This window comes from uncultured Sphingomonas sp. (genome assembly GCF_964250165.1).
Classification (GTDB): domain Bacteria; phylum Pseudomonadota; class Alphaproteobacteria; order Sphingomonadales; family Sphingomonadaceae; genus Sphingomonas.
In genome coordinates this window covers 19,031-29,799 of sequence record NZ_CAXUEK010000034.1, presented here as the reverse complement: position 1 = coordinate 29,799, position 10,769 = coordinate 19,031, and the positions used below count along the sequence as shown (strand labels likewise).

The window sequence follows — 10,769 nt, the reverse complement described above, 5'->3', positions numbered from 1 at the left end:
GCCAGGTTGCCGCCGGTCTCGCGCTGGATGGCGATGGTGATGACGAAGAACTGGAACTCGGGCGTGCCGAGCCGGTCGGCGGTATCCTGCAGCGCAGCGTCCATCGAGCGGCCGATCTTCATCTTGTCCGACACGGCGCGGAACTCCTCGCCGACCGGCCCGTCCACCTCGGCGGCGACGACGCCCATCGTCTCGCTGATCGGCAGGCCCGAGCGCAGGCCGCGCACCAGGAGCTCGATCGCATCCGGGAACTTGACGGTGAACTTGTTGACGCGACGCTGGATGATCTTGCCGACCAGGAAATGCGGCAGCCCCGCGCCGATCACGACGCCGACCAGCAGCGCGAGCAGCAGCGGCAGGCCTTCGACGCGCAGCAGCAGCGTCGTGATCGCCAGCAACCCGGCACTCACCAGCCCGTACTGGCCGACGGTCCAGGACTTGCCCGTCATGTTGAGCCGCTTCTGCAGGTTCTGCGGGTTGGGCAGCAGCTTGCCGAAGGCGAGGTCCATCCGCGTGTCGCGGCTGGCGGTGATCCGCCGCATCCGCTCCTCGGTCTGCGCCTGCGCGGTGCCGTAGCGCTCGCGCACCGCCGACAGTCGCCGGGCCTGCGCCCGCGCGGCGGACGGGCCGGCGACCAGCATCCATATCAACAGGAGCAGCAGCGCGGTGGAGCCGGCGAGCATCAGCATCGGCAGGGTCATCGCCTCGGCACCTCGGCGTCAGGACGGCAGCGGCATGTCATTTCGCTGGGCGCTTGCCCATCAGCGCCTTGAGGTCGAGCTTGCCGATCAGCGAGACGCCCTTCTTCTTCTTGCCGTCGGCCGCTTCCTCCGCGACACCGGCGAGCATGGCCGCGAGATCGACCAGCGGCGCCACCGTCTTGGCGTTCTTGCCCGCTTCGGCCAGCGGCTTGCCGAGCTTGGCCGCCTGCGCCGCCAGCTTCGGATCGAACGGCACGGCGACATCGACCTTGCGCTCGATCGATCCCTCGAAATCCTTGCGGCTGATCTCCAGCTGGCCGCCCGAGCCTTGCAGCCGGTTGGCGACGACCTGCACCGCAGTCTGCGGCGCATTGGTCTTGAGCCAGGACAGGATGCGGATGGTGTCGCGCGCCGCCGCCAGCGTCAGCTCGGTCACGACGACGGCGGTCTGCACGTCGGTGATGAGCGCCGGATGCTGGACCAGCATGCCGCGCGGCAGATCGATCACGGTGCATTCGAACGCGCCGCGCATCTCCTCCTGGAGCTGGTAGAAGGCGGCGCCGTCCGTCAGCATCGGCGCGTTGATCGGCGCTTCGGCGGACAGCACCGCGAGCTTCTCCGACGCCTTCACCATGGCGCGCTCGATGAACAGCCCATCGATGCGGCTGGGGTTCTCGATCGCGTCGGTCAGGCCGCGGCCCGGCTCCAGATCGAGCGACAGGGCGCCGGTGCCGAAATGCACGTCGAGGTCGAGCAGCGCCGTCGAGCGGTTCTCGCGCGTGGAGAGCAGCCAGGCGAGCGAGGTCGCGACCGTCGACGCGCCGACGCCGCCGCGGGCGCCGATCACCGCGGTCGAGAAATGCGGGTGCTCGACGCCGCCTTCGGCCAGCTTGGGCGCGTTCAGCATCGCCTGCGCCTGCGTGAAGGCCTCGCGCAGCATGTCCGGATGCAGCGGCTTCAGGAGGTAATCCTGGATGCCGGAGCCGAGCAGGTCGCGGTAGAGGCGCACGTCGTTCACCTGGCCGGCGGCGATCACCACCGTGCCCGGTTCGCAAACCTCGGCCAGGCTGTTGATGTCGCTCAGCGGATCACCCGATTCGGCGAGGTCCACGAACAGGATCTGCGGGCTGGCGGAGACGGAGAGCGTCTGCACCGCATTGCGCAGCCCGCCCTTGCACACCTTCTCGACGTTCCAGCCGAGCTCGGCCACGATCGGCCGCAGCGTCTCCGCGGTCGTCTCGTCGCAGACATAGGCCACGAAGGGATCACGCGTGCCGACGCCGGTGGGTTTCCAGGGGGCGTTCATATCACTTGGTTCCCGCTGCGGTGACGGTGGTGCCGCCGTTGCCGGACGGCGCGGCCTTGCGGAACGCCTCGATCGCCTTGCCCGAGCGTGCCGGGTCGGGCAGCGCATCTTCCTGGCCGTGGACCAGGTCCTCCGGCCGGGCGACCATCGCGGCCAGGCTGGCGTTGGTGGCGCAGCCGTAATTGGACGAGGTGTTGCTGTTGAACTCGTGGCTCGCGTTGCGCGACCAGTCGGGGCAGCCGGGGACCCGCGCCTCCATCCGGCTCACCACCACGCGCACGGTGCCGGGCGCGGGCGGCGCGGGCGAATAGGGCCGCCCGTCGCCGAGCAGCAGGCCGTAGCCGCTCAGCACGCGCTGCACATCGGCCTGCACGCCGCGATCACCACCCCCGTCGTCGAGCGCGACGCGGTCGCCGTAGCGCAGCCGCATCGCCGCGAGCCAGCCGTTCAGCCGCTGGGGCTCGCCGCCGGCCAGCCGGTCGCCGGCGACGGCCAGGTCGAGCGCGTAATCCTGGCGGGCGACGACCGGCTGGTGGACCGATTCGAGCCCGCGATTCTGGGTGCCCATGCAGGCGCCGAGCATCAGCGCGGGGGCGAGGGCGGGAAGGAGCAGCGAACGCCGGAACATGATGAGAGCCTCCGCTTGGGATCAGTTGGAGAAGCCGGGCGCGGGCGTATCGCCCTTGCGCGCGGATCGCGCCGCCCGGTCGTCGGCCGCGGCGCGCTTCGTGCCTGCTGGAACCGGCGCGAACGGCACCGGCGCGGTCGCGCCGACCACCGGCTGCGGCGCATCGGGCGTGGCCATGGTCGGCACCGGCCGGCGCTCGCCGGACACGCCCGTGCCGAGCTCGCCGGTGAACACCCGCTGCAGATCGGTCGGCGCCTTGTAGCCGTCGGTCGGCAGGACGATGTCGCCGGGGTTGCTGACCGGCTTCACCAGGTAAGGCGTGATGACGATCATCAGCTCGGTCTCGTTGCGCTGCCAGCCATTGGAGCGGAACAGCGCACCGAGGACCGGCACATCGCCCAGCCCGGGCGTCTTCTCGATCGAGTTGTTGTTGTTGTTCTGCAGCAGCCCGCCGATCACCATCGACTGGCCGGAGCCGAGCTCGACGGTGGTCTCGGCGCGCCGGGTGGTCAGCGCTGGAATAGTAGTGCCGTTGAGCTGCACGGCACCCTGCGAGGACAGCTGCGACACTTCCGGGCGGACGCGCAGCGAGATGCGCCCGTCCGACAGGATCGTGGCGGTGTAGGCGAGGCCGACGCCGTACGACTTGTACTCGACGGAGACCGCGCCCAGCCCCTGGCTGATCGGGATCGGGAACTCACCGCCGGCGAGGAAGGTGCAGGTCTCGCCCGACAGGCAGGACAGGTTCGGGTTGGCGAGCGTCGATACCTGGCCGATCGTCTCGCCCAGATCGAGCGAGCCGAGCAGGTCCATGCCGAGCAGGTGGCCCGCGGCTCCCAGCAGCGTGCTGCCGGCCGCGACGCCGGGCTGCGTGAACAAGGTGGCGCCCGGGACGGCGCCGTTGGCATCCAGCGCGATGGGGTTTCCCTTAACGTCGACGGGCGCCCCGTTGATATACCCGGCGGGCGGATTGCCCGGCACGGTCGTGATCGAGCCCTGGCGCCCCCGCGCAATCCCGAACAGGAACCCGTCATTGGTGGAGCGGTTCTGCAGGTTCACGCCGATGTTCTTGACGAAGCTGCGGCTCACCTCCGCGATGCGGACCTGCAGATTGACCTGCAGCGGCGTCGCGGTCTTGAGGTGCGAGAGCACCTTCGTGCTGTCGCCGACATAGGCCTGCACCAGCCGCTCGGCCTCTGCCGCATCCTGCGGCCCGGCGACGGCGCCGGTCAGCAGCACCAGGCCGTTCATCGGCGTCGCGACGATCTTGGCGTCGGGCAGCGCCAGCGCCAGCATGGTGCCGATCGAATCCAGATTGGTGCCGACCCGGACGGTCGCGGCATAGACCACCTGGCCGCCCTTCGCCGTCGCGGAGATGGTGGTCTCGCCCGTCTTCTTGCCGAAGACGTAGAGCTGGGTGGGCGACCGGACCTGCACATCGGCAACGCTGTCGTCGGCGATGAACAGGTCGCTCATCGGCCGGGCCAGCGTCACCAGCCTGCCGCGGCCGGTGTTGACCTGGAGGACCTGCGCGCCGGGGCCGTGGCTGACCGTCGCAGCCGTGGTCGCGGCGGCGGCGACGCCGACCGGCGCGGGGCCGGCGGCGGCCGGCGCGGCAGCCAGCGCGCAGGCCAGGGCGGCCAGCGACAGCCTCGCCTGGGACGGGATCATGCGCATCAGTTCTTCCCCCCGACCGGAACGGCCGTGACGTTGTTGCCGCGTGCGATGCGAACGACGGGACCCATGGCGATGGCGGCGCCCGGGAAATTGCCCGCGCCGGCGCCAGGCGTGCCGGGCGCACCGGCCGGCGCGATCACCGCGGTACCACCTTCGGCGGGCTTGCCGGGCACGGTGCGACGCTGGAAGTGCGAGACGTCGGCGCCCGTCGCGAAGCTCGGGTTGCCGCTGGTCGGCTGGGTGGCGAGCTGGACCATCATCGCCTTCTCCGCCTTGGGATCGGCGCTGTTGGGCACCTTCACCGCGCCGGACGCGATCGCCTCTTCCAGCTCCGTCGAATTGTCCGCGATCGAGCGCAGCGACAGGGACAGCGAGCCCAGCGTCTGCGCCACCGCGATCTGCTCGGCGATCTTGGGCGTCGCCTCGACGGTGACGGTGGAGAAGGTCTTGACCACGGTCTTGCCGTCCTCGCCCACCGTGTTGTCGGTGCGCTGGTCGGTGGCGAGGACGCGCATGTTGCGCACCACCGTCTCCGACACCTTGAGCGGCGGGCCGTCGCCGCCACCCGCGACCGACTGGGTCAGCACCAGATCGATGCGGTCGCCCGGGAACACGAAGCCCGCGACCGCCGCCTGCGTCGATACCGGCACGGTGACCGCGCGCATGCCCGGCCCGAGCGCGGCGGCGAGGAAGCCGCGATCGCCGGGCTTCACCAGCGCACCCTGCGTCAGCGGCTGGCCGGCGGTGATGGGATTGCGCACCACCGTGCCTGCCAGCGCCTTCACGTCGGTGGTGGTGCGCAGGTAATAGGCGTTGTCCACCAGCTCCTTGGGCCAGGGCTTGAACTGCAGCGCAGTGGCGTCGAGGATGGTGCCGACCGGCAGCGCGCGGGTCGCGACCAGCACCTCGGGCCCGTCGACGGGGGCGACGGGCATGCCCATCGCGTTCGCCTGCGGCGCGGCCGAGCCCATCATCAGCGTGCGCGCGAAAAAGGCGGTAAGACCCGCGACGATCAGCGCGCCGACCAGCAAAATGACCTTGCGACTATCCATGCTTCACTCGTGCCTTTCGGGTCACGGCCCGCTCGGTTGCCCGGCCGTTAAGCATCATGCCCATTGGTTAAGGATCGGTTCGCGCAGCGCGAGCAGCCCGGCTAGGGCGATCGCGACGCCGTAGGGGATCTCGGGCCGGCCCTCGCGCGACCGGAACCGATGGTCCGCCAGCACCAGCAGGGTGACGAGGCCACCGGCGAGCGACATCGCCGTCAGCATCGCCAGGAATGGCAACGCGGGCAGCCACAGCGCGAGCGCGGCGATCAGCTTGACGTCGCCGCCGCCCATCAGCCCGGCCGCGAACACGCCGGCGAAGACGAGGAGGACGATCACCGCCAACCCCAGCTGCGCCGCCACATCCGGCCAGAGACGAAGCCCCTGCGTCCACCACCAGGCGGGCGCGAGCAGCGCGACGGCGGCGTTGGTGGCGTTGGCGATGGTGCGCCGGCGCGCGTCCTCGATGCCTGCCGCCAGCAGCAGCAGGCCAAGCATGGCCAACAGAACCAGCGCGGCGACGTTAACCCCCATGAACGCGGGCTCTAGACGTCAGCCCTTATGAAAACGTAACCAGCCGGCCCGACCGATGACCAGCGCGCCGCCCCTGCCGACTGCCCTGCCGCCCGAGGCGCGCCTGTCGCGCTGGCACGCGCCGGACGGGTGGGCGCATCGCCGGTTCGACTGGCCGGCGCCGGGCGGGTGCGGGCGGGTACTGGTACTGGGTGGCCGCTCGGACGTGATCGAGAAATATCTGGGCGTCGCCGCACATCTGCATGGGCAGGGCTGGTCGGTGACCTCGTTCGACTGGCGCGGGCAGGGCGGCTCCGGGCGGCTGGGGCACGATCCGGAGGTGGGACATGCCGAGCGGTTCGCGGTCCACCGCGACGATCTGGCGGCGTTCTGGGCCGGGTGGACGACGGGTGAAGGGCCGCACGTGCTGCTGGCGCACTCGATGGGCGCGCATTTTGCGCTCGCGGCGATGCTGGCGGGCGGCGTGCGGCCGGACGCGGCGGTGCTGAGCGCGCCGATGATCCGCGTGCGCTCGCCGATCGGGCAGCGGTTGGGCGGCCGGCTGGCCCGAACCATGGCGGGGCGTGGTGACGCCTCGCGCGGTGCGTGGCGGTGGGACGACAGCCCGGCCGGCCAGGCGCGACGCCTCGCCCGCCTGACCGCCACGCGCGGGCCGGAGCAGGACAGCCGCTGGTGGCAGGCCGCCGATCCGCGCCTTAGGCTCGGGCCGCCGAGCTGGGGCTGGGTCGCCGAATCGTTCCGCGCCGGCGCGGCGCTGGAGCGTGATCCGCGGCTCACGGCGCTGGACGTGCCCGTGCTGTTCCTCGTCCCCGAGCGCGATCGGCTGGTGGTGCCCGCGGCGGCGCGGCGGGTCGCGGCGCGGATGCCGCGCGCCGAGGTGATGCGGTTCGGGTCGGAAGCGGGGCACGAGGTGCTGCGCGAAGCGCCGGCAGTGCGCGGCCGGGCCTTTGGCGCGATCGACGCGTTCCTGGCGCGGGAGGTGCAGCGATGAGCGGTCAGGACGTGGCGATCGTGGGGGCGGGGATCGTCGGCGCGACGCTGGCCGCGGCGCTGGCGCCGCATGCCCGCGTGCTGCTGCTCGAAGCCGAGGACCAGCCGGGCTACCACTCCACCGGGCGCTCGGCGGCGTTCTGGTCGGAGACCTATGGCGGCCCCGCCATCCAGCCGCTGACCAGCGCCTCGGCGGCGGCGTTCGCGACGGGCGGGTGGCTGGAGCCGCTCGGCTCGCTCCATATCGGCCGGGCCGAGGACGAGGGCAGGATCGACGCCTTCATCGCTGCATTCGCGGGCACGGCAATCCCCCTTCGCCGGGTCGACCCGGCGGCGCTGGTGCCCGGATTGCGCCCCGATTGGGTGCACGGGGTGCTGGAGCCGAGCTGCGCCTATATTGACGTGGGCGGGATGCACGGGGCGGCGCTGGCGACGGCGAAGCGGAACGGCGCGGCGCTCGCGACGGGCGCAAGGCTGGAGGCGGCCGAGCGGCGGGAGGGCCGCTGGCGCATCACGACCACCGCGGGGGAGTTCGTCGCGGACGTGCTGGTCGACGCGGCCGGCGCCTGGGCCGATGCCGTCGCGGTGCTGGCCGGCGTGCGGCCGCTCGGCATCCAGCCCTATCGGCGCACGATGGCGCAGCTCAGGACCGAGCGCGCGGCGCCCGAGGGCATGGCGCATGTCGCCGACATCGCCGGGCGCTTCTACTTCAAGCCGGAGGCAGGCGGGAAGCTGTGGCTGAGCCCGCATGACGAGACGCCGGTCGATCCGCACGACGTCGCGCCCGAGGAGCTGGACGTGGCGATCGCCATCGATCGCTTCGAGGGCGTGGTCGACTGGCGCGTGACCGCGGTCGAACGGCGCTGGGCGGGCCTGCGCAGCTTCGCGCCCGACCGGCTGCCGGTCTATGGCTTCGACCCGCAGGTGCCCGGCTTCTTCTGGGCGGCGGGGCAGGGCGGTTTCGGCATCCAGACCGCGCCCGCGGCGGCCGAGCTGGCGGCGGCCCTGCTGCTCGGTCGGGGCGAGATGCCGGCCGGGGTCGATCCGGCGCGCTATTCTCCGACCCGCTTCGGTGTCAGTCGGAGTTGACCTGCAGAGGAGGCAGCTATGCCGCACAAGTTCGTGATCGAGCAGAACAAGGCGGGTGAATATGTCGCCAAGTTCAAGCACAATGGCGAGACGATCTTCTGGACCGAGGGCTACACCCGCAAGGACGCGGCGCGCAACGCGATCGCGTCGGTGCTGAAGAACGGCCCCGGCGCCCCCGTCGAGGAGACGTAGGGCAGCTAATCCTCCCCGGGACGGGGAGGGGGACCAAGGCGCGAAGCGGCTTGGTGGAGAGGGCTTTGATCCCGGGGTGGCGCTGGTGACTGATCCCCCTCCACCGCCGCCTGCGGCGGTGGTCCCCCTCCCCGTCCCGGGGAGGAACGAGTGAACACCTTCGCCGCGTTGCTCGCCAGCGTGTCGGCGCGTTCGTTCTCCGGGTGGCCGGCATGGCCCTTCACCCATTCCCATTCGACGCGGTGCCGCGCCGCCGCCGCGACCAGCGCCTGCCACAGCTCGGCATTCTTGACCGGCTTCTTGTCCGCCGTCCGCCAGCCGTTCCTGCGCCAGCCGTGGATCCATTTGGTCAGCCCGTCCATGACATAGCGGCTGTCGGTGGAGAGCTTGACCCGGCACGGCTTCTTGAGCGCGTTCAGCGCCTCGATCGCGGCGGTCAGCTCCATGCGGTTGTTGGTGGTGAGCGCCTCGCCGCCCGACAGCTCCTTCTCCCGCTCGCAGCCCCGTTCGTCTTTGGCGCGCAGCACGGCGCCCCAGCCGCCCGGGCCCGGATTGCCCTTGCACGCGCCATCGGTGAACGCCTCGACCAGCGGCAGTTCGGTCACGCCAGCAGCTCCGGGCGATACGCGGACAGCCGGCGCCAGTACGCCAGCGGGTCCTTGCGGGTGACGAGCGCGTCGGCGGGCGTGTTGAGCCAGTCCCACGCGCGCGACAGGGTGAAGCGCAGGCACGCGCCGGCAGCCAGCGTCGGGAACGCCTTGCGCTCATAACTGCTGAGCGCGGCGTGCTCCCCATAGCCCCGCATCAGCGCATCGCCGACCGCCGCATCGTGCTGCCTCCCGGTCGCATCGAAACTCCAGGCGGTGTGCGCGACCGCGAGATCGTAGGCGCGCAGGTCCGTGCAGGCGAAATAGAAATCGATCAGGCCGGTCACCTCGTCGCCGCGCATCAGCACGTTGTCGGGGAACAGATCGGCGTGGATCGTCGTGCGCTGGCCGTAGCGGTCCGGCCAATCGGCGAGCACGCGGTCGAGCGCCGCGCCGATCGCGTCGTGAAGGCCGGGCGCGATCCGGTCGAGGCTGCGGCCGCACCGCTCGAACAGCGGCTGCCAGCTCGCCGCGCCCATGCTGTTGGCGCGGCGCAACGGGAAGTCGACCGCCGCACGATGCAGCGCGCCCAAGGACCGGCCGGCGGCGAGCGCCTGTGCGGGCGTGGGGTGCGAAACGGAGACGCCGGGCAGGAAGCGGATCAGGCACGCCGGGCGCCCCTCCAGCTCCTGGATCGCGACGCCCTGACGGTCGGCGATGGCGGGCGGCACCGGTGCGCCGCGTCCGGCAAGATGATCGAGCAGCGCCAGGAAATAGGGCAGGTCGCCCGCGGCGACGCGCCGTTCGTAGAGGGTGAGGATGAAGCGGCCCTGCGTGGTGTCGAGCAGATAGTTGGAGTTCTCGACGCCCTCGGCGATGCCCTTGGCGGAGACGAGCTCGCCCACATCGTAGCGGGCAAGGAAGGCGGCGAGCGCCTCGGCGGAGACATGGGTGTAGACGGCCATGGTCAGCGCGCGGGGCGACGACGACAGGGGTCCGGGGAAATGGAGTTCGCGCGCAATGCCGGCACCCGGTCGGCATGACGGGTCAAGCGGCCTCGCGCAACCCTCGCGGCAGCTTGAAGGCGATGGTCTCGCGGCCGATCTCGACCTCCTGCTCGACGATGTCGAAGCGCTCGGCGAGGCGGTCGACCAGCTCGCGGACCAGGCATTCGGGGGCGGACGCGCCGGCGGTGAGGCCGAGCGTGCGGACGCCTTCCAGGAAGCTCCAGTCGAGCTCGTCGGCGCGCTGGACCAGCGCGGCGCGCGTGCCCTCGCGTTCGGCCACTTCGACCAGCCGGACCGAGTTGGAGGAGTTGGGCGCGCCGATCACCAGCATGGCATCGCAAGCGGCCGCGATCGCCTTGACCGCCGCCTGGCGGTTGGCGGTGGCGTAGCAGATGTCCTCGCCGCGCGGGCCCAGGATTGCGGGGAAGCGGGCGCGTAGCGCCGCGACCACCGCTGCGGTGTCGTCCACCGACAGCGTCGTCTGGGTGAGGAAGGCGAGATTGGCGGGATCGGCGGGCGCGAGCGCCGCCACATCCGCCGCCGTCTCGACCAGCGTCATCGTACCCGCCGGGACCTGGCCGAAGGTGCCGATCACCTCGGGATGGCCGGCATGGCCGATGAAGACGATGTGCCGCCCGGCCGCGACCAGTCGCTCCGCCTGGCGATGGACCTTGGACACCAGCGGGCAGGTCGCGTCGAGATAGGCGAGGCCGCGGTCACGTGCGGCGGCCGGCACCGTCTTGGGCACCCCATGCGCCGAGAACACCACGGGCGCGCCGTCCGGCACCGCGTCCAGCTCCTCGACGAACACCGCGCCCTTCGCCCGCAGGCCGTCGACCACGAAGCGGTTATGGACGATCTCGTGGCGGACGAAGACGGGCGCGCCCCGTTGCTCCAGCGCCAGCTCGACGATGCGGATCGCGCGGTCCACGCCCGCGCAGAAACCGCGCGGCGCGGCGATCAGTAGCTGGAGGGCGGGCTTGGCCACGACAGGCCGCGCCCTACCCCATCG

At 71.6% G+C, this 10,769-nt stretch carries 11 protein-coding genes and 1 pseudogene; 3 read left to right on the top strand and 9 right to left on the bottom strand.

Features of this window, described 5'->3' with window-relative positions; translation table 11 throughout:
• From ACFE64_RS08885 to ACFE64_RS08860, 6 genes are all read right to left on the bottom strand, one after another.
• A partial coding sequence (locus tag ACFE64_RS08885) for a type II secretion system F family protein (RefSeq protein ID WP_375392102.1) occupies nt 1-701 on the bottom strand: 701 nt, incomplete at its 3' end.
• Between the two features lie 37 nt (nt 702-738).
• Complete coding sequence (locus ACFE64_RS08880) at nt 739-2,007, bottom strand: CpaE family protein (RefSeq protein ID WP_375392101.1); 1,269 nt, start codon at nt 2,005-2,007, stop codon at nt 739-741.
• A gap of 1 nt (nt 2,008) precedes the next feature.
• Nucleotides 2,009-2,635, bottom strand: coding sequence for a CpaD family pilus assembly protein (locus ACFE64_RS08875; protein WP_375392100.1), 627 nt, complete (start codon nt 2,633-2,635; stop codon nt 2,009-2,011).
• Between the two features lie 21 nt (nt 2,636-2,656).
• Nucleotides 2,657-4,306, bottom strand: a complete 1,650-nt coding sequence (locus ACFE64_RS08870; RefSeq protein WP_375392105.1) for a type II and III secretion system protein family protein — start codon at nt 4,304-4,306, stop codon at nt 2,657-2,659.
• A 5-nt stretch (nt 4,307-4,311) separates the two neighbouring features.
• On the bottom strand, nt 4,312-5,364 hold the full coding sequence (gene cpaB / locus ACFE64_RS08865) for a Flp pilus assembly protein CpaB (protein ID WP_375392099.1): 1,053 nt from the start codon (nt 5,362-5,364) through the stop codon (nt 4,312-4,314).
• 54 nt (nt 5,365-5,418) lie between these two features.
• The gene (locus ACFE64_RS08860; protein WP_375392104.1) at nt 5,419-5,856 is read right to left on the bottom strand and encodes a prepilin peptidase; all 438 of its coding nucleotides are present in this window, start codon (nt 5,854-5,856) and stop codon (nt 5,419-5,421) included.
• 91 nt (nt 5,857-5,947) lie between these two features.
• Between ACFE64_RS08860 and ACFE64_RS08855 the strand changes: the two genes are divergently transcribed.
• From ACFE64_RS08855 to ACFE64_RS08845, 3 genes are read left to right on the top strand one after another with little or no spacing between them, the layout of a single operon-like run.
• Nucleotides 5,948-6,883 carry an alpha/beta fold hydrolase gene (locus ACFE64_RS08855; RefSeq protein WP_375392098.1) on the top strand — a complete coding sequence of 312 codons (936 nt, stop codon included), beginning with the start codon at nt 5,948-5,950 and terminating at the stop codon, nt 6,881-6,883.
• Nucleotides 6,880-7,971 (top strand): NAD(P)/FAD-dependent oxidoreductase, encoded by a 1,092-nt coding sequence (locus ACFE64_RS08850; RefSeq protein WP_375392097.1) that lies wholly within the window; start codon nt 6,880-6,882, stop codon nt 7,969-7,971. The genes ACFE64_RS08855 and ACFE64_RS08850 overlap by 4 nt, the downstream gene beginning before the upstream one ends.
• Before the next feature lie 18 nt (nt 7,972-7,989).
• Nucleotides 7,990-8,163: a YegP family protein gene (locus ACFE64_RS08845; RefSeq protein ID WP_375392096.1), complete on the top strand. Its 174-nt coding sequence runs from the start codon at nt 7,990-7,992 to the stop codon at nt 8,161-8,163.
• A gap of 146 nt (nt 8,164-8,309) precedes the next feature.
• On the opposite strand, the pseudogene rnhA reads toward ACFE64_RS08845, so the two are convergent.
• From rnhA to ispH, 3 genes and pseudogenes are all read right to left on the bottom strand, one after another.
• Nucleotides 8,310-8,768: pseudogene (gene rnhA, locus ACFE64_RS08840) on the bottom strand (ribonuclease HI); the annotation flags it as partial.
• The gene (gene thrB, locus ACFE64_RS08835) at nt 8,765-9,715 is read right to left on the bottom strand and encodes a homoserine kinase (protein WP_375392095.1); all 951 of its coding nucleotides are present in this window, start codon (nt 9,713-9,715) and stop codon (nt 8,765-8,767) included. The gene thrB and the pseudogene rnhA, both read right to left, overlap by 4 nt.
• An 82-nt stretch (nt 9,716-9,797) precedes the next feature.
• Complete coding sequence (ispH, locus tag ACFE64_RS08830; RefSeq protein WP_375392094.1) at nt 9,798-10,745, bottom strand: 4-hydroxy-3-methylbut-2-enyl diphosphate reductase; 948 nt, start codon at nt 10,743-10,745, stop codon at nt 9,798-9,800.
• Nucleotides 10,746-10,769 lie beyond the last annotated feature (24 nt).

What these genes read in the sequence shown, in the direction of transcription:
- ACFE64_RS08880 (WP_375392101.1), bottom strand. Translation starts at nt 2,007, where the DNA reads ATGAACGCCCCCTGGAAACCCACCGGCGTCGGCACGCGTGATCCCTTC.
- ACFE64_RS08875 (WP_375392100.1), bottom strand. Translation starts at nt 2,635, where the DNA reads ATGTTCCGGCGTTCGCTGCTCCTTCCCGCCCTCGCCCCCGCGCTGATG.
- ACFE64_RS08870 (WP_375392105.1), bottom strand. Translation starts at nt 4,306, where the DNA reads ATGATCCCGTCCCAGGCGAGGCTGTCGCTGGCCGCCCTGGCCTGCGCG.
- cpaB (WP_375392099.1), bottom strand. Translation starts at nt 5,364, where the DNA reads ATGGATAGTCGCAAGGTCATTTTGCTGGTCGGCGCGCTGATCGTCGCG.
- ACFE64_RS08860 (WP_375392104.1), bottom strand. Translation starts at nt 5,856, where the DNA reads ATGCTTGGCCTGCTGCTGCTGGCGGCAGGCATCGAGGACGCGCGCCGG.
- ACFE64_RS08855 (WP_375392098.1), top strand. Translation starts at nt 5,948, where the DNA reads ATGACCAGCGCGCCGCCCCTGCCGACTGCCCTGCCGCCCGAGGCGCGC.
- ACFE64_RS08850 (WP_375392097.1), top strand. Translation starts at nt 6,880, where the DNA reads ATGAGCGGTCAGGACGTGGCGATCGTGGGGGCGGGGATCGTCGGCGCG.
- ACFE64_RS08845 (WP_375392096.1), top strand. Translation starts at nt 7,990, where the DNA reads ATGCCGCACAAGTTCGTGATCGAGCAGAACAAGGCGGGTGAATATGTC.
- thrB (WP_375392095.1), bottom strand. Translation starts at nt 9,715, where the DNA reads ATGGCCGTCTACACCCATGTCTCCGCCGAGGCGCTCGCCGCCTTCCTT.